Annotated in this window: 28 protein-coding genes; 10 read left to right on the forward strand and 18 right to left on the reverse strand. The window is 71.1% G+C overall.

What is annotated here, in order from left to right; all coding sequences use genetic code 11:
* Positions 1-185: 185 nt before the first annotated feature.
* Positions 186-641 carry a PaaI family thioesterase gene (locus ACIBK8_RS09130; protein ID WP_399041031.1) on the reverse strand — a complete coding sequence of 152 codons (456 nt, stop codon included), beginning with the start codon at positions 639-641 and terminating at the stop codon, positions 186-188.
* Positions 642-888: 247 nt separating this feature from the next.
* Between ACIBK8_RS09130 and ACIBK8_RS09135 the strand changes: the two genes are divergently transcribed.
* Positions 889-2,025 carry a DUF4185 domain-containing protein gene (locus ACIBK8_RS09135; protein WP_399041032.1) on the forward strand — a complete coding sequence of 379 codons (1,137 nt, stop codon included), beginning with the start codon at positions 889-891 and terminating at the stop codon, positions 2,023-2,025.
* A 133-nt stretch (positions 2,026-2,158) separates the two neighbouring features.
* Here ACIBK8_RS09135 and ACIBK8_RS09140 read toward each other — a convergent pair whose 3' ends face one another.
* The 15 genes from ACIBK8_RS09140 to ACIBK8_RS09210 form a co-directional block, all read right to left on the reverse strand.
* Positions 2,159-3,064: a S8 family serine peptidase gene (locus ACIBK8_RS09140; protein WP_399041034.1), complete on the reverse strand. Its 906-nt coding sequence runs from the start codon at positions 3,062-3,064 to the stop codon at positions 2,159-2,161.
* Between the two features lie 39 nt (positions 3,065-3,103).
* Positions 3,104-3,331, reverse strand: coding sequence for a hypothetical protein (locus ACIBK8_RS09145; RefSeq protein WP_399041035.1), 228 nt, complete (start codon positions 3,329-3,331; stop codon positions 3,104-3,106).
* A gap of 41 nt (positions 3,332-3,372) precedes the next feature.
* On the reverse strand, positions 3,373-3,582 hold the full coding sequence (locus tag ACIBK8_RS09150; RefSeq protein WP_399041036.1) for a hypothetical protein: 210 nt from the start codon (positions 3,580-3,582) through the stop codon (positions 3,373-3,375).
* Positions 3,579-3,767, reverse strand: coding sequence for a hypothetical protein (locus ACIBK8_RS09155; RefSeq protein ID WP_399041037.1), 189 nt, complete (start codon positions 3,765-3,767; stop codon positions 3,579-3,581). The genes ACIBK8_RS09150 and ACIBK8_RS09155 overlap by 4 nt, the downstream gene beginning before the upstream one ends.
* A gap of 46 nt (positions 3,768-3,813) precedes the next feature.
* Positions 3,814-3,993 (reverse strand): hypothetical protein, encoded by a 180-nt coding sequence (locus tag ACIBK8_RS09160; protein ID WP_399041038.1) that lies wholly within the window; start codon positions 3,991-3,993, stop codon positions 3,814-3,816.
* Positions 3,994-4,215: 222 nt separating this feature from the next.
* Positions 4,216-5,166, reverse strand: a complete 951-nt coding sequence (locus tag ACIBK8_RS09165; RefSeq protein WP_399041040.1) for a hypothetical protein — start codon at positions 5,164-5,166, stop codon at positions 4,216-4,218.
* A gap of 773 nt (positions 5,167-5,939) precedes the next feature.
* Entirely contained in the window at positions 5,940-6,752 is an 813-nt protein-coding gene (locus ACIBK8_RS09170; protein ID WP_399041041.1) for a TIGR03619 family F420-dependent LLM class oxidoreductase, read from the reverse strand.
* A complete protein-coding gene (locus ACIBK8_RS09175; RefSeq protein WP_399041043.1) occupies positions 6,749-8,107 on the reverse strand; it encodes a class I adenylate-forming enzyme family protein in 1,359 nt (452 codons plus the stop codon). The genes ACIBK8_RS09170 and ACIBK8_RS09175 overlap by 4 nt, the downstream gene beginning before the upstream one ends.
* Positions 8,104-8,622, reverse strand: coding sequence for a polyketide synthase (locus tag ACIBK8_RS09180; RefSeq protein ID WP_399041044.1), 519 nt, complete (start codon positions 8,620-8,622; stop codon positions 8,104-8,106). The genes ACIBK8_RS09175 and ACIBK8_RS09180 overlap by 4 nt, the downstream gene beginning before the upstream one ends.
* Positions 8,619-9,716, reverse strand: coding sequence for a beta-ketoacyl-[acyl-carrier-protein] synthase family protein (locus ACIBK8_RS09185; protein ID WP_399041045.1), 1,098 nt, complete (start codon positions 9,714-9,716; stop codon positions 8,619-8,621). Before ACIBK8_RS09185 ends, ACIBK8_RS09180 begins: the two co-directional genes overlap by 4 nt.
* A gap of 5 nt (positions 9,717-9,721) precedes the next feature.
* Complete coding sequence (locus tag ACIBK8_RS09190) at positions 9,722-10,126, reverse strand: 3-hydroxyacyl-ACP dehydratase FabZ family protein (RefSeq protein ID WP_399041046.1); 405 nt, start codon at positions 10,124-10,126, stop codon at positions 9,722-9,724.
* Positions 10,113-10,661, reverse strand: a complete 549-nt coding sequence (locus tag ACIBK8_RS09195) for an acyl-CoA thioesterase (protein ID WP_399041047.1) — start codon at positions 10,659-10,661, stop codon at positions 10,113-10,115. Before ACIBK8_RS09195 ends, ACIBK8_RS09190 begins: the two co-directional genes overlap by 14 nt.
* Positions 10,658-12,043 (reverse strand): aminotransferase class III-fold pyridoxal phosphate-dependent enzyme, encoded by a 1,386-nt coding sequence (locus tag ACIBK8_RS09200; RefSeq protein ID WP_399041048.1) that lies wholly within the window; start codon positions 12,041-12,043, stop codon positions 10,658-10,660. Before ACIBK8_RS09200 ends, ACIBK8_RS09195 begins: the two co-directional genes overlap by 4 nt.
* Positions 12,040-12,309 (reverse strand): acyl carrier protein, encoded by a 270-nt coding sequence (locus ACIBK8_RS09205; protein WP_399041049.1) that lies wholly within the window; start codon positions 12,307-12,309, stop codon positions 12,040-12,042. The genes ACIBK8_RS09200 and ACIBK8_RS09205 overlap by 4 nt, the downstream gene beginning before the upstream one ends.
* Positions 12,310-12,443: 134 nt before the next feature.
* Complete coding sequence (locus ACIBK8_RS09210; protein WP_399041050.1) at positions 12,444-12,719, reverse strand: hypothetical protein; 276 nt, start codon at positions 12,717-12,719, stop codon at positions 12,444-12,446.
* 266 nt (positions 12,720-12,985) lie between these two features.
* On the opposite strand from ACIBK8_RS09210, the gene ACIBK8_RS09215 reads away from it, so the two are divergent.
* Genes ACIBK8_RS09215 through ACIBK8_RS09235 form a run of 5 tightly spaced genes read left to right on the forward strand, consistent with a single transcriptional unit; the run spans position 12,986 to position 17,903 of the window.
* Positions 12,986-13,501, forward strand: a complete 516-nt coding sequence (locus ACIBK8_RS09215; protein ID WP_399041051.1) for a nucleoside 2-deoxyribosyltransferase — start codon at positions 12,986-12,988, stop codon at positions 13,499-13,501.
* 1 nt (position 13,502) lies between these two features.
* Positions 13,503-14,396 carry a dihydroorotate dehydrogenase gene (locus ACIBK8_RS09220; RefSeq protein WP_399041052.1) on the forward strand — a complete coding sequence of 298 codons (894 nt, stop codon included), beginning with the start codon at positions 13,503-13,505 and terminating at the stop codon, positions 14,394-14,396.
* Complete coding sequence (locus ACIBK8_RS09225; RefSeq protein ID WP_399041054.1) at positions 14,393-15,175, forward strand: creatininase family protein; 783 nt, start codon at positions 14,393-14,395, stop codon at positions 15,173-15,175. Before ACIBK8_RS09220 ends, ACIBK8_RS09225 begins: the two co-directional genes overlap by 4 nt.
* Positions 15,172-16,467, forward strand: a complete 1,296-nt coding sequence (locus ACIBK8_RS09230; RefSeq protein ID WP_399041056.1) for a hypothetical protein — start codon at positions 15,172-15,174, stop codon at positions 16,465-16,467. The genes ACIBK8_RS09225 and ACIBK8_RS09230 overlap by 4 nt, the downstream gene beginning before the upstream one ends.
* Positions 16,464-17,903 carry an MFS transporter gene (locus ACIBK8_RS09235; protein ID WP_399041057.1) on the forward strand — a complete coding sequence of 480 codons (1,440 nt, stop codon included), beginning with the start codon at positions 16,464-16,466 and terminating at the stop codon, positions 17,901-17,903. Before ACIBK8_RS09230 ends, ACIBK8_RS09235 begins: the two co-directional genes overlap by 4 nt.
* 110 nt (positions 17,904-18,013) lie before the next feature.
* On the opposite strand, the gene ACIBK8_RS09240 is transcribed toward ACIBK8_RS09235, so the two are convergent.
* The gene (locus ACIBK8_RS09240) at positions 18,014-18,475 is read right to left on the reverse strand and encodes a DUF1348 family protein (RefSeq protein WP_399041058.1); all 462 of its coding nucleotides are present in this window, start codon (positions 18,473-18,475) and stop codon (positions 18,014-18,016) included.
* 87 nt (positions 18,476-18,562) lie between these two features.
* Here ACIBK8_RS09240 and ACIBK8_RS09245 point away from each other — a divergent pair, with 87 nt between their 5' ends.
* Both ACIBK8_RS09245 and ACIBK8_RS09250 read left to right on the forward strand, forming a co-directional pair.
* Positions 18,563-19,129: a TetR/AcrR family transcriptional regulator gene (locus tag ACIBK8_RS09245; RefSeq protein ID WP_399041059.1), complete on the forward strand. Its 567-nt coding sequence runs from the start codon at positions 18,563-18,565 to the stop codon at positions 19,127-19,129.
* A gap of 118 nt (positions 19,130-19,247) precedes the next feature.
* Positions 19,248-20,120 carry a PaaX family transcriptional regulator C-terminal domain-containing protein gene (locus ACIBK8_RS09250; protein WP_399041060.1) on the forward strand — a complete coding sequence of 291 codons (873 nt, stop codon included), beginning with the start codon at positions 19,248-19,250 and terminating at the stop codon, positions 20,118-20,120.
* Positions 20,121-20,151: 31 nt separating this feature from the next.
* On the opposite strand, the gene ACIBK8_RS09255 is transcribed toward ACIBK8_RS09250, so the two are convergent.
* A complete protein-coding gene (locus tag ACIBK8_RS09255; RefSeq protein WP_399041061.1) occupies positions 20,152-20,676 on the reverse strand; it encodes a DUF664 domain-containing protein in 525 nt (174 codons plus the stop codon).
* Between the two features lie 231 nt (positions 20,677-20,907).
* On the opposite strand from ACIBK8_RS09255, the gene ACIBK8_RS09260 reads away from it, so the two are divergent.
* Positions 20,908-21,966, forward strand: coding sequence for a nitrous oxide reductase family maturation protein NosD (locus ACIBK8_RS09260; RefSeq protein ID WP_399041062.1), 1,059 nt, complete (start codon positions 20,908-20,910; stop codon positions 21,964-21,966).
* Positions 21,967-22,003: 37 nt separating this feature from the next.
* The gene (locus ACIBK8_RS09265) at positions 22,004-23,032 is read left to right on the forward strand and encodes a methyltransferase (RefSeq protein ID WP_399041063.1); all 1,029 of its coding nucleotides are present in this window, start codon (positions 22,004-22,006) and stop codon (positions 23,030-23,032) included.
* The last annotated feature ends 80 nt before the right edge of the window (positions 23,033-23,112 follow it).

Here is a 23,112-nt window from a genome sequence, read left to right on the forward strand (position 1 = left end):
GCGCAGGCCCAGTTGGGCAGCCGCGCCGGAGCGGTCCTGCCGATGCGCAGCAGGCCCGGAACCGCACGGACAAGATCTCTTGGACGCGGCCGGTCCCGCGACGCAATGCACCCGCAACAACCCGTACGAGGGACCGGACTGCACGCGGGTGACGAAAGCCGTCCGGTGCGATGACCGCCGCGGGCTCACTGCTCCGGCAGGTTCACCCGGATCAAGGTCTGCTGCCCGTTGGCGACGAGTTTCCGTTGGCCGTCCTGGACTCCGAACACCTCCAGTTGGCACACGGTCAGCGTGCGACCGGACTTCAGGACGGTTCCGATCGCCTCGATGTGGTCACCGACGGCAGGCGCGAGGAGGTTGATCTTGTACTCCACCGTGAGCACCTCGGTGTGCTCGGGGAACAGCGTGTACGCGGCGTAGCCGCCCGCGCTGTCCGCGATGGCGCTGGTGGCGCCGGCGTGGAAGTACCCGTGTTGCTGGGTCACTTCGGGCCTGCTCGGGAGCACGATGTGCACGCGGCCGGGGCCGATGTGGGATATCCGGGCGCCGAGGTGGCTCATCAGCCCCTGGCGGTCGAAGCTCTCCTGGATGCGCCTGTGCACCTCGGGGCTCGCCTGTTCCTGCGGCGACTGGTCGTCCATGTGCTCTCCTTCGTGCGAGGCGGGGCGGTGTGCCGGTCGGCCAGGCGTTCCAGCGGCAGGCACGCGCCGATAACGATCATCTTGGCACCGGAGCCCGGTCACGGTCCTCCAGGGATTCCTGTGAAACCACCCGCACTGCCCGCAGAAGGACGGGATCCTGTCTCACGGCCCTCGCCAGGGGCAGCGGCACCGAGGGCTTCTTCCGGACAACCGGACAACCGGGCCGAATCTGAAAGGTATGGATGGAATGACGCGTATACCGGGTGAGACGGACGCGGCGGCCGGCGGGTACTCCCGCCGCAAGCTCCTCAAGGTCGGCATCGGGGTCGCCGTGGGGGCCGGGGTCGTCGGTTCGGGAACCGGGGTGGCGGTGGCCGGTGGGCCGAACGACCCGACCAGCCCGACGCTCGCGACCAAGGTGAAGAACCTCAGTGGCCCGGCCGAGACCGGCCCGTTCGCTTCGCCGTGGACCGACCTCGGCATTCCCGCGCTGTGCCCGGACGGCACCATGCTGTTCGTCGGCGGCGACACCTTCAACGGCGACCACGTGCCGCAGCCGGGCGAGCCGGCCGACGACTGGCGCGCCCCGGTCGGACTGCGCTCCGGCAGCGCCGACCTGAACAACCTCCGCATCGACGGCAGCGTCGGCGGCGGCCACGCCAACAGCCTCGTCGACGAGCCGCACAACCCGGTCGGCGACAAGGCCACGACGGCGATCCCGTCCGACGTGTTCGTCGTCGACGGCGTCATGTACATGCACCTCATGCGCGGCGTCATCTACGACACCCACCACACGGACTTCTGGCGCTCCACCGACAACGGCGAGACCTGGGAGTACCTGTGCCAGTGGCCGGGTGACCTGCACGGCGGCCAGTTCCAGCAGAAGACGTACGCGGTGGCCGACGACGGCTACTGCTACGTCCTGTCCACGGTCTTCAACCGCGAGGTGGAGTCGGGGATGCTGCTGCACCGGGTACGGAAGGACAGCCTCGGCAACGCGGACGCCTACGAGCCGTGGGGCTACGCCGACGGCGGCTGGCGGTGGGGCGCGCCCCCGACGACTGTCTTCGGCACCCGCAAGTGGGGCGAGATCTGCTTCCGCGCCATGGACGGCAAGTACGTCCTCACCTGGCTGAACATGAACGCGCTCTCGATCCGCGCGATGGTCTTCCCGCTCCCGACGTCGGACCTGACGAAGACGCTGGAGCAGACGATGATCCTGCCCTGCGCCCCGGGCCAGGAGGCGGCCAACCTCGTCGCCAGCCCGTACGGCGGATTCGTCGTCCCCGGCTCGACGTTCGGCAACTTCCACATCGTCGTCAGCCAGTGGTACGACCCGAAGAACTACCGGTTCATGCAGTACAAGGTCAACATGCTGTCCTGAGACGGATCCTGTTCCTGAGCCGGGGCATCCCGTCGGGCGCCGTTCTCGGTAGGTTCCCCGTTCGCTGTTGACGAGCACGTTGACCGCGCCCGTCACCCCGGCTCGCAAGGGCGGTTCCCCTGTATCGAGGGCGCTACGCCACGTCGCGGAGTGCCGTGTACGCGGCCCACGCGTTGAGCAGCGGCGGGGACACCGAACGCCGTCGGCCGGGGCCGTGGGTGATCGCATACCGTACGGCTGCCGCGGTGGCCGCGGGGAAGGCGGAGCGGAGGAGGGCGACCGTGCCCGTGACGAAGGGTGCCGCGGCGCTCGTGCCGCTCAGCAGGAAGGGGCGGCCATCGAGTCCCGGGCCGGGGATGCGGTCGCCGGGGGCGCCGACTCCGTGGCGGCCGATGGAGGCGCTCAGGTTGGACTGCGGCATGGGGCGCCCGGCGCGGTCATACGCTGTCACCGGGATGACCCATGGGTGGTCGGTGAGGACGGAGGAGCCCGTCCGGCCCTGGTTTCCGGCGGCGACGACGAGGATCATGCCCTGGTTGGCGGCGTGGTCGAGGGCAGTCTCAAGCGTCCGGTCGCGGAGCCCGGACGGCGCGGGCTGGGCCATGCTGAGGTTCAGGACGTGGGCGCCCGCGTCGACGGTCTCCGTGATCGCCTCGGCCAGTTCCCCCGTCCGCACGCCGGAGAGGCAGGTCGCGGGCCCGCCGTCGGCCGGTCGATCCGTGAAGAGGGGGCGGGATACCAGGGTGCAGTGGGGGCAGACGCCCCGGCTCGCAGCGATGATCCCGGCGACGGCGGTGCCGTGCGTGCAGCAGACATCGGCGCGGCGGCAGCCGCCCGTACCGGCGGCCGGGTGCGGCTGCCGGACCGGATGGCCCGCGAAAGCGGGGTGGTCCAGGGCCACCCGGCCGTCGATCAGTCCGACGACGACCGAGGGCCGGCCGGGGGTGCGCGCCATGAGGGGTGTGAGGCCGACCAAGTCCATGGGATCCGTCAGATCCATGGGGTCTGCCGGATTCGAGGGGCCCGCCAGGGAGCCCATGGGCACCGCCTCCTCTGGCCGCCGGATAGGGCGGCCGGACTACTCGGGCAGGTACGGGAACGGGTCGCAGTCGTAGAGGCACTGCTTCATACAGTGGTTCAGGCAGTCGCCCGCTTCGTAGGACGGCGCGTCCCGGCAGTCGTCGCCGCACACATGGGTGCACCACGTGTCGCAGTGCGTGTCGAGTTGCGGGTGCAGCCGGTCACCTGGGGTGTCCCGCCGGGCGGGCGGGGCGAAGGCCGCGGAAGCGAATCCGGGAAGGGGCATGGCGTATCACCGTCGCCAGATCACCGTTGTCGGACGGGCCGTTACCCGGAAGGGGCCTGGGTGCCCCACCAGGCGGGATCCCGGCAGCGGTCGGCCAGGCAGCGTTCGTAGCACTCGTCGAAATTGTCGAGCCCTTCGCAGCGCCAGCGGCAGGGCGGGCCCTCGATGAGCTCACAGGTGATCTCCTGGGGGCGGACGAGGTCGCCGGGGGCGTCGGAACGGGGGTGCGGCGCGAAGCCGGGCAAGGTCATGTCTGCTCCCCGGAGCAGTACCCGTCGATGCATTCCTGGACGCAATCGGGGTTCCAGGAACCCTCGCAGTCGCCCTCACATATGTGCTCGAACTCTTCCGTGCAGGTGATCTTCTGGGGGACGAGTCGGTCGCCGAGCATTTCCGGGACCGGGCTCGGGGTCGTGAATCCGGGAATGTGCCACATTCCTCATCACCTTTTCCCTGACCGGTGGTTGGCCGTGCAGGCACGGTCAGTGGCAGGTCTCCATGCAGAAGTCGAAACACTCGAACCATTCGGGCGAATGGTGCTCGTAACTGTGGTCGCAGTCGGCGCGGCATTCCATGGCGCAGTACGACTTCAGCTGCGGAAGGAGCCGGTCGCCGTGCGTTTCCGGGATCGGCAGCGTGCGGTCGAATCCGGGGATGGGCATCTGAGGTCACCGCCTTGCCGAGCAGGCTTCCATCAGGCATCTCCGCACGCATGCACGGAAGTTGGTCGCGCCGCGGCACCGGATGCGGCACACCGGAGCCAGTTCTTCCTCGCAGCTGAACTGCTGGGGGAGTACCAGGTCACCGGCGTTCACTCCGTGTGCCGCCGGCTCGACGGCGAAGCCGGGGATACGCATGTCGGTTCGCCTCTTTCTCTCTCGTTGTCATCGGCTGTAGTAGCCCTGATACGGGGTCACCGGGAAGGGGAAGGGCCCGGTGACATCGACGCGGGCGAACCACTTCTCGGTGACGTTGGTCTTGAGGTGGGTGTAGGAGAAGACGACCGTGATGACGGTCTGCGCCCCGGTGGTGAGCCGGGAGGGTCCGGCTTCCACTGCGGAGAGGGTGTAGCCCTCGTTGTATTTCTGGTTGGTTTTCCGGTAGATCTCCTGGTCCCTTACGGTCAGGAAGGTCAGAGCCCGTTCGGTCGGCGCTGTGCCCGCGTTGTCGCTGAGCTGAAGCAACCGGTCGAGCAGGGCTTGGGCGGACCTCTCGAATTCCTCGCCGGAGGTGTTCTTGGGGCGGTCGATCGCCTGGACCAGCTTCTTGCTGTCGAAGGCCCAGACATGCAGGACGTCGACGATCCGGACCGAAAGTCCCTGACAGGCGTGCGGCGGTGCGACCGGGCCGAGATGGCCGACGATCACGGCGAGGTCGCGCTGGTCTTCGACCGGGCGCAGGGCCTCCACGAGGTCGTCCAGCACGGTGGGGTCGCTGGGCTCCAGGATGTAGGTGTCGACGCCCTGGACGGCGAGGACGTAGCACATCTGCCGTGCGATGTAGCGGTTCTCCGGGGCGGACAGGACGCCGTAGAGCGCGTCCGCGTCGGTGGTGTAGGTGGTGTCGTCGGCGCCGGCCGCCTGGAGGAACTCACGCTGGATGGACATGTCGGGGAAGACGGCGTGGACGCGGCCCAGGACGTAGACGTAGCCTCCGCTCTCGCTGTTGCCCCCGCCGTCGCGGGAGTCGGCCGTGGCGCAGTCGCAGCACGCCTGGGAGACGGTGGACTCGCCGGGCGGATCCTCGGGGTCGAGCGTGGCGTCGGCGGGCGGCGGGGGCCGTACCTCGGCTTCCGCCTGGGTGTTCAGGGCGGTCTCGGTGGTCTCGGGATCCATCGGTCTCTCCTCAGGCACACTCTGTCCGGCTCCGCGGCCGGAGCGGATCCCCTTCCGGCCGCCATGTCGCGCACACGCCGTACGCGGTGCCTCACGCACGGTGGTTCAGCGGTGACGTCTGCCGCCGAACGCCATCCACCGGTTCAGCGCCGTGGCCCGGCGGGTGCAGCCGCTGCAGGGGCGGAACCCCACTGCCGTGGTCATCCGCGTGAGCGCGTCGCCAAGTCCTATCTCCGCACCCTCGCGCGTGAAGCCGGGGATGCGGTGGCGAGGTGTCTCGTGGCGGGGCCTCTCGTCGCGGCGGGTGCCACGCGCCGGCTCCTCCTCGCCCGCACTCCGGCGTCCGGTTGCACCGTCAACCATCCTGCTCACATCCGGGTGTTGAGCCGTTCCTCTTCCAGGTTCCGCCCGGGGCGCTCCGGGTGCAACCCGGTCGGACCGGCCGACGGTGTGCTGTGCGCAGCCCCGGCGGCACAGAGGGTGTACCGCTGGAAGTCCGGCCGGCTGCCGTCGCGGTCGATCCCCCGGCCTGGGTGTGGCGCAGGCCACCAACTCACCTGTTGTTCCTGGCAGTTGCACACCCGGCGCGGCTCTGGCATCGGCCGCCGACGCCCCACCCGTGACCGGCTGCCCGTCGACGTCCGCTCCGGCCTCGTCCGCGGCCTGCGGGCGCTGACGGAGGCCGCGCAGGACCCGGCGGCCGGTCCCCTGAAGCCGCCGCATCCCGGGATGTGCTGACGGGACGGCTCCCACGGCCGTCCCGTCAGGGCGCGTCATCCGGTCACCGCCGCGTGCAGCGGGGCCAGCAGGGACAGGTCGTCGGTGGTGACGGTGAGGTGGGTGGCGCCTGCGGACCGCCAGGCGTCGGCGAGGGAGCGCCAGGTGTCCGGCCGGCCGGGGGCGGGCCTGAGCCGGGCTTCCACGCCGAACGCGGCCGGGTCGCGGCCGGCTTCGGCCACCGCCGCACGCAGTTCGGCGATGAGCGCGGCACCCCGGCCGACCCGGTCGGCGAGCAGGCCGGACATGGTGAAGCCGTCGGCGAGCGCGGCGATCCGGCGCAGCGAGCGCGGTCTGCCTCCGGTGCGCAGGGTGCCGCCGCCCATCCACAGGGGCACCGGGTGGGGCCGTGGGGTGAGGGTCACGCCGGAGAACGCGAGGTGCTCGCCGGCGAAGTCCGCTTCCGGACGCGACCACAGCACCCGCAGCGCACGGACCTGTTCCTCGAACAGTGCCGCGCGGCCTTCCGGGGCGACGCCGAGTGCGGCGGACTCGGCACGGTCGGACCCGACGGCGACCCCCAGACGCAGCCGGTCGCCGCTGAGGTGGGCCAGCTGCGCGGCCTGCTTGGCGGCGAGCACCACCGGGCGGTGCGGCAGGATCGTCATCGCCGTGGCCAGCTCGATCCGGCTGGTGACCGCCGCCAGGAACGCCACCAGCGTCAGGCTCTCGTAGGCGGGAGCGCCGGACACCAGGTGTTCGGGGACGGACAGATGGTCGTAGCCCAGGCCCTCCGCGGTCACCGCGAACTCGCGCAGTCCGGCGGGGGAGAGGGCCGTCGGGACGGTACAGCCGAGGCGAAGGGTCATTTGCGGAAGGACTCCGGGTCGGCGGCGGAGATGAAGACCGCACGCGGGCGTTCGGCGGGCAGCAACTGGGAGTTGAGGAGGCGCCGCACCGTTTTCTCCCCGCCGGGAAAGGGGTCGGTGACCGACAGATGGACGTCGAGCACCTGCGCGCCGCCCTCGTCCACCACCTTGGGCACGCAGTGCACCACCCCCGGAATGGCGTGCGCGGCTTGTCTGACGGTGTTCAGCGAGACCTTCTCGCCGCGCAGCACCACGAAGTCCGACAGGCGCCCGTGGAAGGTGAGATAGCCGTCGTCGAGGGAGAAGGCGTCCCCGGTGGCGATGGTCCGCGGCCCCAGCAGGGCCCGCCCGCTGTGCTGTCCGACCCGGCGCAGCAGTACCGTGCCGGACTCGACCAGCAACTCACCCACCCCGCCGCGTACTTCGCGCAGCGAGGCGCGCACCCCGGGCAGCGTGCGGCCGACCGAGCCGTACCGGTGCGCGGGCTCGGCGTGCGCGGCCAGCGTCGACACGCGTGGCCCGGCCTCGGTGAGCCCGTAGGTCAGGTACAGCTCCGCGCCCGGCCGGGCGGCCAGCAGGTCCGCCACCTCCGTGGGCGCGAGCCGGTCCCCGCCGACCGCAAGCGCCCGCAGGCCACGCGGTACGAGCCCGGGGTCGGCCAGCAACTGGCGGACGATCGTCGGGGTCACCGATGAGTGGGTGATCCCGTGTGCGGCGACCGTGTCGCGGTACCCGACCGGCGAGAACGGGGGCCCGTCGAGCACCAGCCGCGCCCGGGTCACGTACGCGGCGAACGCCTGCGCCACCAGGGCGTAGGAGTAGTACAGCGGCAGGTTCACCAGCAGGGTGTCGGCCGCGGTGATGCCGGTGGCCCCGGTGTGCAGGCGGGCGTTGTGCAGCAGCGAGGACACCCGGTGCACGCAGGCGCTGAACATCCCCGAGGTGCCGGAGGTGGACAGCAGGATCTCGCCCGGCCGGTACCGGGTGGCGGGGTGCCCGGTCGGCACGGCGAACGCGTCGCCGACCGGCGTCCGTGGCCCGGCCCCGGTCAGCCGGGTGGTCACCACCACACCCGCCCCGACGTGCCCGGCCAGCGCGCGGACCCGCTGCCACGGCGTCCCGGGCGGCACGGCCAGCGGCACCAGACCCAGCAGCAATGAGGAGAGTTGCACGCGCAGCAGTTCCACCCCGTTGGCCAGGCAGAGCACGACCGCGTCGCCCGGTGCCAGGCCAAGACCTGACAGGTCGTCCAGCACGTCGTCCACTCCGGCCGGCCCGCCGCCTTCGCCACCGGCCCTGGTGTCGGCGACCCGGGTCAGGAAGTCGGCCACCCCGGACCGGGTGAGGCCCGTCACCGGTCCGCTCCGGCGCCGGTCAGGACCAGGCAGCGGCACAACTGCCGGTCTTCCGCGGTGGATTGCAGGCCGGCCAGGAGCACGTGCCGGGTGTGGCCGTCCGCGAGCCAGCCCTCGATCACCGTGAACGCCACGGGGGCCGCCCGGTCCGGGTGCGCCGCCAGCAGCAGCGAAGGACCGCGCAGCCCGTGACGCAGGGCGGGCAGCCCGGCCAGCACCCCTGGATTCGCCCCGGCGAAGCGCAGCGGCGACACCCGGGATCTCGGCACCGATCCGGCGATGCGGCGCATCGTCCGCTCGGTCCCGCTCGCGCTCATGACCACGATCCCGGTGTCGTCGGCGGCGTCGAGCACCGGCTCGGCGCAGTCCGCCAGCGCCCGGTCCACGGTCTCGGCGACCAGCCAGGCCGCCGGGTCGGCATAGAAGGACGGCTTGTTGACCGCGTGCTCGGCCGGGTCGTCGGCGACCACCGTCGCCGAACCCAGCACCCGCACACCGGGCGGCACCTGTGTCACTCCCTCACCCCTTCGAACAGCAGGCACGTGTTGAACCCGCCGAAGCCCAACGTCAGGCTCAACCCGGCCCCGTCGCCCACCGGTTGCGCCGATCCCGTGGCCAGCCGCAGCGGCGCCGCCGGATCGCGCAGCCCGACGACCGGTGGAACCCGCCGGTGACGCAGCGCCAGCACCGTCGCGACGGCCTCGACGGCCCCGGTCGCACCCAGGCTGTGTCCGAACGCCCCCTTGGTGGCGAACGTCAACGGGCCTTCGGCGCCGAACAGTTCCCGCAGGCTGTGCGCCTCGACCTCGTCGTTGAGCGGTGTCCCCGTCCCGTGCGCGTTGATCACCGCGACGTCCGCGGCTGCCAGGCCCGCCGACGTCAGACAGCGCTCGACCGCGCGTACCACGGCGCGTCCTGACGGGTCGGGTGCGGTCAGGCCGGCGGCGTCGTTGGCCGCGCCGGTGCCGCGCAGCCTGGCATGCACCCGGGCGCCGCGCTCCCGGGCGGAGTCGGGGTGCTCGACCACCACGAAGGCGGCGCCCTCGCCGAGCAGCATCCCGTCGCGCGTCCGGTCGAACGCCCGCAGGCCGGTGGGGCTCATGGTGCCCAGCGCGGAATGCCCGAGCCGCTTCGCCTCGGTGACCACGTCCACCCCGCCCGCCACACAGACGCGCCGCTCGCCCGAGCGGACCAGGGCGTGCGCGATGGCGATGGCGTCCGACCCCGCGGAGCACGCGGTCATCACACACACCGGCGTACCGGGGTGCCCGATGCCCGCCGCCGCGTCATCGGCCCAGGCGTGCAGCGTCGGCTCGGCCTCGTCCAAGGAGGCGCCGAAGCTGGTGCCGAGGATCAGGCCGACATCGGGGTCGGTCGTGGACAGGCCGGCGTCCGTGAACGCGGCGCGCAGCGCACGCGCGGCGAGCAGCCGCTGGCGCTCGGCCGGCGAAGTCCCGTACGGCGGCGCATCGATGACGGCGGCTGCGGTGTTGCGCAACGGGTGCGGCGATGCGACGGGCGCCAGGCCCGATGCGCCCGCGCACAGCCGCTCCCACACCGCGTCCAGGTCCCGGCCCAGCGGAGTGTCCCAGGCCAGTCCCGTGATCACCGGGGTCACCACGGCCGGGCCCTGGCCGGATCGACCTTCGCCCGGCTCATCGCGCCGCGGAACCCGGCGACCGAACGGCCCTCCACGGTCACCTTGGCGGAGAAGGTGAAGGTGTGGCCCGACAGCCGGTCCGCGCGGACGTCGAGCACGACCTGATCGCCGGGCACGACCGGGGCGAGGAAGCGGGACTTGACCGTGCCGACCAGGGTCACCTCGTCGTCGGCGAGCGGGGCGCTGCTCAACTGGTAGAGCAGCACGCCGGATTGGGCGAAAGCCTGCATGGTGTGACTGCCGGGCAGGATCACCCCCGGGGTCAGGCCGCGCTCGGGCAGGTGCCCGGCCAGCGCGCCCATCTCCGCCGACACGGCGAACATGCTGCGCAGGAAGACGCCGGGCTCATGGTCGAGCACCCGGTCGATGAACAGCCGGGGATGGCGTCCGCGCACCAGGGCGGCGATCGCCGATGTGCCCAGCGGACGCGCCACGCGGTCCGATGAGGGAGGGGGTGCCGATTCGTTGGTGTGCCGCATCCGGGACGATTCCTCTCAGGGCCTGTCGCAGCGGCGCCGGCAGGGGCACCGCGCGCCGGGTGTCGGGGGCGACGGCGGCGAAGACGAGGGCTCCGGTCACCAGCGGGGTACGGATGCCGTCCGCCTCCTCGCGCAGCAGACTCACCGCGAGCCTGAACCAGGCCGCGCCGACGTGGTCGACCCGGCTGTCTCCGACGATCACGTCGCGGTACACGGCGCTGTGGAGATAGGTCACCCGCAGTTCGGCGGCGACCAGGTCGACACCGGCCGCGCCGAAGGCGGTCAGCCCCGCGCCGTGCGCCTCCAGGTGCTCCGTGCCCGCGGTCTCCATCAGTGAGGTGTAGCGGGAGAAGTGCACGATCCCGGTCGCGTCGGTGTCGACGTGCTCGACCCGGGTGCGGAATCCCGCGCTCACCACAGCGACCCGGCGCCTGCCGCCACCCGGTCCACGATCTCGTCCGCCTGCGCCTGGCCGGTGGTCAGCGGCAGCACGATGCGCAGGGTGGGATGGATGTAGCGCCGGCCGCCCGACCGTTTCCCCGCGCCCGCCATGAACTCCGCGTACACACCCGCTTCGATCAGCTTCCTGCGCAGCGTGCCGAGCTGTTCGGCCGCCGCGGAGGTCAGCTCCACGCCGAGCATGACTCCGGTCCCGCGGACCTCGGTGAACACGTCGGGGTGGCCGCCCACCAAGGCGGTGCGGAGGCGTTCGGCCAGCTTCGCGCCGACGTCGGCCGACTGCCGCAGCAGCCCTTCGGACACGATGTGCTCGATGCCGTCACGGATCACCGCGCAGTGCGGCGGCCGGAGATCGGACGTGGTCACGGCGCCGGTTGCGCGGACGGCCAGTTCCTTGCGGGCGATCACCATCGACGTGGACACCGCGCCCATGCCCAGGTATTTGCCGATGACGGTGATGTCGGTGGGTACCGGTCCTTCCTCGTCGCGCATGGCCAGCCAGTGGCCGGTCTTGGCGAACGTCAGCACCTCGTCGGCCACCAGCAGCACATCGTCGGCGGCGCACCGCCGCGAGAGGTCGCGCAGGTAGCCGGGCGGGGGCAGGAGGATGCCCGCGTCGCCCTGGATCGGCTCCACCACCACGGCCAGCAGCCGGTCGGCGGAGGTGGCGAAGTACTCGGCCAGGGCGTCGGTGTCGCCGAACGGGATGTGGTCGACCCGGACGCCGTACGGGCCAGTGGTGTCGGGCTCGGGCAGACCGGCCCGGTAGTGCCTGCGGTTGAGCAGCTGCACCAGCTCACCGGTCCAGCCGTGCCAGGCGCCCTGGAAGGCCAGGATGGTGTCGCGCCGCTCCTTGCCCTGACGGTGTTTCAGCCGTCGGCCGTCGAACCGGGACTCCAGCACGAGCCGCAGCGCCAACTCGTTGCCCTCCGAGCCGGAGTTGCGCCCGCTGACGTGGTATTGCCCCGCGGGGAAGTGGCCGGTCCACAGTCCGCCGGGCCCGAAGAGCCGGTCGAGGAGTTCCGCCCGCTCCAGGGAGCCGAGTTCGTCGGTGACGTTGCCGACCCCGGTGCCGCGCGCCAGCGCCCCGCGCAGGACCGGGTGGTTGCCGCCCAGCGTCGCGCTGGCGTAGCCGCCGCTGGCGTCCAGCAGCCGCAGCCGCCTGCCGCGGCCTTCCGGGCTCAGGTCGACGACGTCGAGTTCCAGGCCGCGCCCGCCCACGCAGGCGAACGGCAGCCGTGGGGCGCCGTAGTGGTTGAGGTGCAGGTCCGCGCCGCGCGACAGCACACCGGTCGGATCCCCGGGGTGGTCGTCGCGGGCGGCCGGTGCCGCGCTCACGCGGTGGCCGAGGACTGGCCGGCCCCCGACAGTCGCTCGACCAGTGCGAGTACGTCGCCGAGCGTGGTCAACTCCCCGGCGGCGACGGCCTCGTCGGGGATGTCGATGCCGAATGCCTCCTCACACTGCACACGCAGCTCCACGAAGCCGAGTGAGTCCATGCCGTAGCCCTCGCGCAGCCTGTCGTCGAGCCGCATCTGGTCGATCGGCACCTCCACCAGTACATCGGAGCTGAGAATTCGCTTGATGGTCTGTAAAGAGTTCACCAGAACTTTCCCCTCTGGGCGGGACTGTCCGAAAGGCCACGGCCGGTTTTCGGTGCGCGGTAAATGCGGACGGGGACGCGGCTGTGAAATGAGCCGGAAGTGAACGGACGCCGATCGGGAAATGACGGCGTCAGTCATGCATGCCAATCGAAGCTAGAGGAGGTTTTGGTGCCTGTCAATGCGGTCTCCGATTTTACTTTCCATTCATCTTTAAGTATCGGACCTCGAAGGCTTTTATGCGCGAGATCGGGATTGTTCAGGCCGTTCGTATAACGCAGTGAATACGGCTGGAAGCGATGCCTCCGGGTGCCGTAAAAGCCCGTGAAATGGCCGTGGGGGTGCTTTTCAAGGGCGGCGGAATCAGGGTTTCCGCTGACAGTTATGTGCCTTATGTGACGTTTGCCGCTCATCTCCTCTTGGCGGATATGGTGCTTGTGACGCCAAATCGCCCCGGACTAGTCTCGGGCCGTCTATTTGCCTACCTGATGGACGCGGAGTGCGGGACGAGTAGGCAACCGGGTGCCCCGTTGAAACCGTCGCGCCCCATGCCCGGGATCCCCTGTGATTCATCGCAAGCGCAGAGTTAATTGCGCTGCCCGTTTCCCCTTTCCGGTGGCCGAAGCCCGTCCGATTGCACGGTCGCCGGCAGACTCTTTCGAAGGAGCCTCGAAAAGTCATGAGTGTCACCCCGGACGCCCTGCACGGCGTCACCCTGTTCGTCGGCGGCCCGATCCAGCACGCCCTGGTACCCGGCGGTATGGCGGCGCCGATCCGCGATAGCGTCAGCCTGACCATCGAGCAGGCACGGCAGGCCGGCGCCACCGTGCTTTCCGCGCACGTGGCCGAGCGGTTCGGCGCCGACACTTCCTCGTTCACCCCCGAGGAAGTGTCCGTGCGCGACTACGCGTGGATGCGCCAGTGCGATGTGTTCGTGCCGGTGCTGCCGGTGCTCGACGGCACGCTGCTGCGCACGGACGGCACGCACATCGAACTGGGGTGGGCCAGCGCACTGGGCCGCCCCATCGTGGGCGTCACCGACCAGCCTTTCGCCGAGTCGGCCAGCCACCTGCTCAAGGGGCTCGCCCAGGTCGCCGACGCCACGTTCCTGTCCGCCAAGGAGATCGCGGCCGACCCGGCACTGCTGGTCGACGGCGTGCTGGCGACGCTGGGCCGGACCAGGACAGCGGCCTGACGTGGCGGCCGAGACACAGGTGCTGGGTCTGAGCCTGGCCAATCCGGTCGTGGTCGGTTCGGGGCTGCTCACCGACCAGGAACGCAACATCCGCAGACTGCTGGAGACCGGCGCGGGCGCAGTGGTCACCAAAACCATCCACCCCAACCCGCCGACCGGCCTGGACGAGCGCATCCTCCGGCTGCCCACCGGAATGATCAACAGCACCACCTACTCCAAACGGTCCGTCGACCACTGGCTCGGCATCCTGCGCGACCTGGCACGGGACGGGTTGCCGGTCATCGCCTCGCTGCACGCCGACAGCCCGGCGGAACTGGCCGATCTGGCGGTCCGCGTGGCGGCGGCCGGCTGCCGGGCACTGGAGCTGGGCATCTCCTGTCTCAATGAGGAGGACGGCCTCGACGACACCCCCGAGCGGGTGCACACCTACACCGCGGCCGTCCGCGCCGCGACCCCGGTGCCGTTCTCGGTCAAGCTGGCCGGCGGCGAGGGCCTGCACGCCCGTGCGTTCGCCGCCGCCCGCGCCGGCGCGGACGCGGTGACCATCAGCGACACCCTGCCCGCTGCCGTCGTGGACCAGGAGACCGGCGAACTCCGGCTCGGCGGCGTCTTCGGCTACTCGGGACCTGGCATCAAGCCGCTGGTGCTGGCCGCACTGTGGCAGCTGCGCCGGGCCGGGTTCAGCCTGCCCGTGCTGGGTTCGGGCGGCGTCCAGTCGGGCCGGGACGTACAGGACTACCTGCGGGTCGGCGCGGTGGCCGCCCAGGTGTACACCGCGCTGCACACCGACATGTACCTCACGCTCGCCCGGATCGTGGCCGAGACCACCGGAGCGGACGATCCCGGCAATACACCCGCCACCGAGGCGGGCCGGTCCGAGCGGGTGCGGCCATGACCCCCCGGTCGGCGGGGCCGCAGCTGTGCGACCTGAGCAGCGCCGAGGTACTGACGGCCACCGCGGGGCAGACCGTGGTGTGGCCGGTGGGATCCATCGAACAGCACGGCCCGCACCTGCCGCTGTCCGTGGACACCGTCCTGGCCGACGCGTTCGCCCGGCAGATCGCCTACGAGCTGACCGCCCTGACCCTGCCCGCCCAGTCCATCGCGGCGCGGTCGCTGCCGCAGAGCGGGGGAGGGCTGGCCTTCCCCGGCACCGTCCACGTACGCGGCCAGTCCCTGCTGGACTTCCTGACGGACGTACTGGAGTCGCTGTGCGCCCTGCCGTGGCGCCGTCTCCTGGTCGTCAACGGCCACTTCGAGAACGAGCCGTTCTTGTTCGAGGCGCTCGACGAGGTGGGCAGGCGGCCGGCCGCAGCGGGAAAGGAGTTCATCGCGCTGAGCTGGTGGAGCCTGGTCGACACGGACTGGCTCGCCGGACGGATACCGCTCTTCCCCGGGTGGCACGCCGAGCACGCGGGGATCACCGAGACCAGCCTGATGCTCTACCTCCGCCCCGACCTGGTGTCGGCCGCGCGCCCCGACCACGCCGACCCGCCCCGCCCGGGGATCTACCTGCACCCCGTCGACGTCGGCCGCACGACCAACCAAGGCGTCCTGTCGAGCACTTCGGGTGCCACCGCCGACCTGGGCAAGGACCTCTTCTGGCACGTGGTCTCCGCCGCCGTCGACCTGGTGTCCGATGGCAGCGGACTGCTGCGCGAGGAGCAAACATGACCACACCCACCCTCTGCGTGTGCAACGCGGTCGACACCCTGCGCGACTTCGCCGTCCGCGCCGACGACGTCGACGCGCTGCTGTCGGAGTGCTACGCCCAGCAGGACCAGGCGCTGTTCTGGGGCCCCGTGAACAAGATGCTCATCACCTACGAGCCGATCAGCCACCTGGACTGGCAGCAGAAGTTCCTGGAGCTGGACGGCGTGCTGAACCTCAGCCCGGCGGGCAGGACCGGCTCACTCTTCGCCGACACGCTCGCCGACCCCGCGCTGATGGCCGCCGTCGCCGCCCACGCGGGCCCCGGACGCAGGCTCCGGCTGATCCCGCACACCACCACCACCGACCTGTGGCGGTTCGCCGATGCCCTGCGCACCGAGTACGGCGTGGTGGCCGAACTGCCGGAGAGCACACCGCAGCAGAGCCTGCGCGACCTGTTCGACACCAAGACGGGACTGCGCGATCTGGCCACCGGCCTCGGCATGACCGACGGGCCCTGCCGCATCCCGCCCGGTACGCACTGCGCCGGACGGCAGGAGGTGCCGGCGGCGGTGCGGGCCATGCTCGCCACGGGCACGCCGTGCATCGTCAAGGCGGACCGCGGGGAGGCGAGCCTCGGCCTGCTGATCTTCCGGCCCGGCGACGACGACATCGCCGAACGCCTGGCCGCGAGCGCGTTCTACGGCGAAGACCCGGTGGTCGTCGAGGAGTTCATCGACGGCGACATCACCTTCCCTTCCGTGGAATACCTGATCCCCGAGAAGGCACCACCGCACCTCTGCTACACGACCGACATGCTCTTCGAGGGCGCCACCCACCTGCGCGGCAACGTCACCGCACGGGAACTGCGTGACGCATGGTGGTACCGCCCGCTGACCGAAGGCGGGCTCCGGCTGGCCGGTGAGATGCAACGGCGCGGCTACCGCGGGCGGTTCGGCATCGACGCGATCGCCCGCGACGGCGTCGTCCACATGCACGACCTCAACGCCCGCCGCACCGGATCGAGCCACGTCCACGAATTCGGCGAGCAACTCATCGGCCCCCACTACCTCGACACCCACGCCGTCGGCAACTACGACTTCTACGACCTGCCTGACCGGCCGGATCTGCCGGACGTACTGCGGCTGCTCGGACCGCTCGTGGCCTCGCCCCGGCACGCCGAACGTGGCGTGGTACCCACCGAACTGACCGATCTGCGCAATGGCAGACTGAGCTGCATGTTCTACGCGCCAAGTCTCGCCGGGTTACATGAACTGATCGTCAGCGCCAGGACGGCTCTGGGCCTCGGCACGTGACCCGCACACTGCCCGCTGTCGGGGCGGTCCGGCGCTGGCTGGTGCTGACCGTGGTGCTGCTGTGCTTCCTGCCCGCAGCCATGGACGTCACCATCCTCACCATCACCGTCCCGACCCTTGCCCACGAACTGCACGCGTCCCCCACCGAACTGCTGTGGACGGTGGACGTGTACTCGCTCCTGATGGTCGGACTGGTCCTGGTCAGCGGGCCGTTGGGCGACCGGATCGGCCACAAGCGGCTGCTGCTGGCCGGGTTGGCGGTCTTCGGCGTGGCCTCCGCGCTGTGCGCGACGGCGTCGGGACCACTGGCCCTGATCGGCGCCCGCGCGGCGCTGGCGGTCGGCGCGGCGATGATCATCCCGGCCACGCTGGCGCTCATCCGGCAGACCTTCGGCGACGGCCGCGACCACGCGGTGGCCATCGGGGCGTGGAGCGCGGTCGCGGCCGGCGCGTCGGCGCTGGGCCCGGTGGCGGGCGGCTTCCTGCTGCTGCACTTCTGGTGGGGCTCGATCTTCCTGGTCAACCTGCCGGTCGTGGCGCTCGCCGTGCCCGCCGTCGCGCTGCTGCTGCGCAACGAGGTCGAGTCCGAACGGCAGCCCTGGGAAGCCACCTCGCCCCTCCTGTCGATCGTGGGCTTCCTGGGCTGCGCCTACGCGATCATCGCCTTCACCCACGACGACGTCGCCGTCGCGGAGGTGGCGCTGCCGGGCGCGCTGGGGCTGACCGCACTGGTCCTGTTCGTACGGCGGCAGCAGCGCAGCGCGCATCCGATGCTGGACCTGTCCCTGTTCCGGCTGCCCGCGCTGCGCGCCGGGGTGGTGGCATCGGTGCTGCCGGTGCTGGTGATGGTCGGCTTTGAACTCCAACTCGTGCAGTACCTCCAGTTCGCCGAGGGACTGTCGGCGGAGGCCGCCGCGCTGTACCTGATCCCGATGCCGGTCGCCGCGATGGTGGCGGGGCCGGCGGGCGGACTGATCCTCTCCCGGACGGGGCCGCGCATGGGGGTGCCCGCCGGCCTGCTGCTCGCGGCGAGCGGGTACGTCCTGGTCGCGTCCGGCACGGTGGTCCCGCTCGGCCTGGCCCTGATCGGGTTCGGCCAGGGCCTGGTCCAGATGGTCGCCTCGAACCTGATCATGGCCACCGCGCCCTCCGCCCAGGCGGGCGCGGCGGCCGGAATCGAGTCCGTCTCCTACGAGGCGGGCGCCGGTCTGGGGATCGCCGTCTTCGGCACGGTCACCACGGTCATCTACCGCCTGCTTCTCCCGCCGGGCACCTCGTCGTCCCCGCTGCAGGCCGGTGCCTCCCAGGAAACGGCACGGGCACTCACCGACGCGTTCCACACCGTCACCTGGCTGGCCGCTGCCCTCACCCTGGTCACGATCTTCCTGGCCACCCCGAAAGCAGCGGCGGCCCACGCTCCTGCCGAGGGCGCCTGAGCCGGGGCGTGCCCGGCCTGGAATCCGGCACATGACCTCTGACGTATCGCCCCGTCGGCCGGCCCGCACCGCCCCGGAACTGCGGGCCGCCGACCGGGGTCCGGCGGGCGCTACCGGAGCGGGAAGTCGATGCCGTGCTCGTCCGCGGGCCGTGGGCCGAAGATGCGCCGGTCGGCTTCGGTGATGGCGGTGTCGTTGATGCTCGCCTCACGGCGTCGCATCAGGCCGCGCGCGTCGAATTCCCACAGCTCGTTGCCGTAGCTGCGCCACCACTGACCGCCGGCGTCGTGCCACTCGTACTGGAAGCGCACCGCGATGCGGTCCTCGTGGAACGCCCAGAGGCTCTTGCGGAGCGCGTAGTCCAGTTCGCGCTCCCACTTCCGGGTCAGGAAGGCGATGATCTCCTGTCGGCCCCGGGCGAACAGGTCCCGGTTCCGCCACGTCGAATCGTGGGTGTAGGCCAGGGCCACCCGCTGCGGATCGCGGGTGTTCCAGGCGTCCTCGGCTGCCTGGACCTTCTGGAGCGCGGTCTGCTGGGTGAACGGCGGGCAGGGCGGGCGGCTTTCGGACACGGCGGTCTCCTCATGTTGAGAACGGGCGTTCTCCATCGATGGGTCTAAGGTAGAGAACGACCCTTCTCAACGTCAAGGAGCCCCGCCATGCCGGCCCCGATCACCGAGGAACAGAACCGCCAGGACCGCGAGGCGCTGCTGGACGCGGCGGAGGCGCTCTTCTACGAGCGGGGCATCCAAGCGGTCGGGATGGACCAGATCCGCGCGGCATCCGGCCTGCCCCTGAAGCGGATCTACCGGCTCTTCGCGACGAAGGAAGATCTCGTGGTCGCGGTACTCCAACGCCGCGACCAGCGGTGGCGGGGCAGCCTGGCCGCTCACGTGGAACACGTCGCGGACCCACGCGAGCGGGTGCTCGCGGTCTTCGACTGGCTGGCCGAGTGGTTCGCGGAGCCCGGATTCCGCGGCTGCGCCTGGGTCAACGCACACGGTGAAATCGGCGCGTCATCCGAGCCCGTGCTGGCCGAAGTCCGGTCGCACAAGCGGGCGTTCCACGACCAGATCGCCGGGTGGGCGCACGCCGCCGGGATGCCGTCGGCCGAACCGGTCTTCCTGCTCGCCGAAGGAGCCATCGTCGCCGCCGGCATCAGCGGCGACACCGCCCCCGCCCGTCACGCACGCGCGACCGTCGAAACGCTTCTCGGTTCTCCATGAGCCCCTACCTGGCTGCCGATGACGCCTCGGCCCCCACCGTTCCGGCCCCGGCCCCGGGCCCGATGCGGCGCCCCGGCCGAACGGCGGGCGGCACCGGGGGCGTTGGTACGGTAACCGGATGACCAGCGAATTCGACGTCGCCGACGCCGAGGTGGCGGCGGAACCGCTGACCCGGGCCGTCACCCCGCGGCAGCTCATCGTCACCGTCTACGGCCTCTACTCGCGCCGTCAGGGTGGCTGGCTGTCCGTGGCCGCGCTGATCGGTCTGCTCGCCGGGCTCGGCGCCGACGGGCAGGCCGTCCGCTCGGCCGTCCACCGCCTCAAGCGGCACGGCGTACTCGACGCCACCCGCCACGACGGCGCCGCGGGCTACGAACTGTCCGAAGCGGGACTGACCATCCTCCGCGAGGGCGACGAGCGGATCTTCCGGCGTACCCGCGCCACCCTCACCGACGGCTGGCTGCTCGCCGTCTTCTCCGTCCCCGAGTCCGAGCGCAACAAGCGCCACCAACTGCGCTCCCAGCTCACCAAGCTCGGCTTCGGCACGGTCTCGGCCGGCGTCTGGATCGCACCGGCCCACCTGCACGACGCGACCGCCGCCATGCTGCGCCGCCTCGACCTCACCGCCTACGCCGACCTGCTGCGCTGCGACTACCTCGCCTTCGGCGACCTGTCCGAGAAGGTCAGGCGGTGGTGGGACTTCGCCCAGCTCGAACCGCTCTACGCGGACTTCATCGCCGACCACGGCCCGGTGCTCGAACACCTCGGCAGCCGCACACCCGTGGACGGCCCCGAGGCGTTCGCCGCCTACGTGCAGGCGCTGACCGACTGGCGGCGGCTGCCCTACCTGGACCCCGGCCTGCCCGCCGAGCTGCTGCCCGCGGACTGGGTCGGCATCCGCGCGGCCGACCTGTTCTTCGCCCTGCACGACGCACTGGAGGCCCCCGCAGGGGAACACGTCGCCACGGTGCTGGGGCTCAGGGAGCGCTGACGGCACGGAGGGTGCCGCCCCGCCGCTCTTGTCACACCCGCCCGCGGTGCCCCAACAGGCCCCGCACATACGCCGCCTGGCCCGCATGCTGGAGATCGTCGGCGATCACGCTGATCAACCGCACCGCCAGCGTCACCGGCGGATCCCAGGAGCTGTCGATGACCCGCTCCAGGTCCTTGACCTGCAAGGTCGCGACGTAGTCCACGGTGGTGTCGTGCACCGCCGCGTGGTAGCCGGTGAGCTGCCGCGCGGTCAGGTCGCGTACCGCCGCCACGTCCTTGCGGGAGTGGCCGTATCCGGTGGAGCCGGCCGGGAAGGGCAGGCCGAAGCGCTTGGCCCAGCCCTGCGCCGTCCAGACCTGCTCGGTGCCGGCCGCGTCCGCGATGTGGTCGTCCTGGACGCGGGTCAGATGCCAGATGAGCCAGCAGATCGAATTGCCCTCGCCCCCACCCGGGCGCTCGGCCAGCTCTCCGGGACCGAGCCCGCCGACCACTTCCTCGACGACCTCCCGGATGCGGCCGAAGGCATCGACGAGCAGGTCCGTTCCGGCGCTCATGCGGACTCCTTCGGACGAGGGGCGGGGCAAGGCGGCCGTCCCCGGTGGCAGGCGGCCTTCGCGTGCCGTTCGGGGCGGCCCGTTCCATGATGGTCGGCCGCCACGGCAGCCACCACCGGAAGCGCCCCGACCGGCCTCCGCGGCCCGCCCGGCATACCGACGGGTGTACCGACTGTGGTCATCGGGTTACCACAGGTGGCGAGCGCCGTCGCCCGCCCATAACTTCGCCTCATGGTGAAACGACAGCTGAAATTTGCGGGGTGCCTGGCAACGGTCCTGGTCACAGGAGTAGTCACGGCCCCACCGAGCCAGGCAGGCGACCATTACACGGTCCACCCGGGTGAGTCGATCCAGAAGGCGGTGGACGCGGCCGAGCCGGGTGACACCGTCGACATCGCGCCGGGCGTGTACCGGGAGAGCGTACGGATCGACAAGCCCGGCCTGACCCTGCGCGGGTCGGGCGAGTGGACCGTGATCCGTCCTGCGGAGACCCGGGCGGCGAACTCCTGCGGGCAGCAGGGCAACGGCATCTGCGTCCTGGGCACGGCGGGCCATCGTCTGCGCGACGTCGGCATCCACTCCCTGACCGTCTCCGGCTTCCACAAGAACGGCATCTGGGCATCCGAGACCGACCGGCTGCGGGTGCGCGGGGTGACCTCGCGCGACAACGGCCAGTGGGGTATCGCCCAGCAGAAATCCACCCGCGGAACCTTCCTGGACAACTCCGCGTCCGGCAACGGCGACGCGGGCATCTTCCTGGCCAACACGGTCGAGGAGGAAGGCGGCGCCCTCAACACCCGCGGCGCGCGCATCGACCGCAACACCGTCACCGGCAACCGCATCGGCATCACCGTCCGCCGCGCCCGCCACCTGAGCGTCGACGACAACGAGGTGACAGGGAACTGCGCCGGCGTGTTCGTCGTCGGCGACGAATCCCGCCCGCGCGCCGGCGCGTTGACGGTCAACCGGAACAACGTCTCCGACAACAACAAGTCCTGCCCCGCCACCAAACGCCTGCCCGCGCTCCAGGGCTCCGGCATCGTCCTCACCGGCGCCGAGGACGCCCGCGTGGAGAAGAACCTCGTCCGCGGCAACGTCGGCAACTCCCCGCTGTCCGGCGGAATCGTCCTCTTCCACAGCTTTGTGAAGGTGCTCAACGAACGCCACGTCCTCGAAGGCAACGTGGCACTGGACAACAAGCCCGCCGACCTCGCCAACCGCGACACCGGCAAGACCAACCGCTTCGAAGCCAACATCTGCCGCACCTCGCAGCCGGCCGGCATGTGCTGACCCGCGCGCCGGTCCCGACCAGCAGAAACGAGACGGAATGACCACCGTGAGCCCTACCCCGCAGCCGGCCATGAAGCTGCGGGAACTCGTCTTCGGCGCCGCGTGCGCCGCGGCCGTGCGCGCAGCCGCCAGGCTCGGCGTGGCCGACGCACTCGGAGACGCGCCCGCCACACCGGAAGAACTCGCCACCACACTGGACATCGAACCCAGACCCCTGGAACGACTGCTGCGGGCCCTGTCCTGCTACGGAGTCTTCGAAGAGACAGGCGACGGCAGGTACGCCCACACCGAGATGTCCAGGCTGCTGCGGGACGACGCCCCCAACAGCCTGCGATACATCTCCCTGTGGTGCACCGAACCCTGGACCTGGGACGCCTGGCCGATGCTCGACCAGGCCGTACGCTCGGGCCGCAGCGTCTTCGACGACCTGTACGGCAAGGGCTTCTTCGAGTACCTGCACCAGGACGCCCGCGACTCGGCCCAGGTCTTCGACCGGGCGATGACCACCTCGTCCAGGCAGTCGGCGCAGGACGTCGCCGGACTCCTCGACCTCACCGGAGTCGCCACCGTCGTCGACATCGGCGGCGGCCAGGGCCACGTCCTGGCCGGACTCCTGGAGAAGCACCCGGACCTCGAAGGGACACTGCTCGACCTGCCCGACGTCGTCGCCAACGCGGACCCCAGGCTGCGCGACGGCGGCCCGCTCGCCGCGCGGGCCCGGATCCTGCCCGGCGACTGCCGCAGCGCCGTCCCGGTCCAGGCTGACCTCTACCTCATCAAGAACATCCTGGAATGGGACGACGAGAGCACCCGCAGGACGCTCCGCAACGTCGTCGACGCCGCGCGGCCCGGCGCCCGGGTGGTGATCATCGAGAACCTGGTGGACGACAGCCCTTCCATGAAGTTCACCACCGCCATGGACCTGCTGCTGCTCCTCAACGTCGGCGGCGCCAAGCACTCCAAGGAGAGCCTGGTGCACAGGATGAGCGAAGCGGGCCTGATCATCGGCGACATCCTCCAGGTCAACCCGTACCTGCACGCCTTCGAGTGCACCGTCCCCGAGTAGCGCGGGCCGTCCGCGCACCACGAAGCAGGCCGCCTGCCGGAGGAGTTCCCCGGCAGGCGGCCTGCTTCGTGCGGCATCGG

The organism is Streptomyces sp. NPDC050161 (assembly GCF_044460025.1).
Taxonomy (GTDB): Bacteria; Actinomycetota; Actinomycetes; order Streptomycetales; family Streptomycetaceae; genus Streptomyces.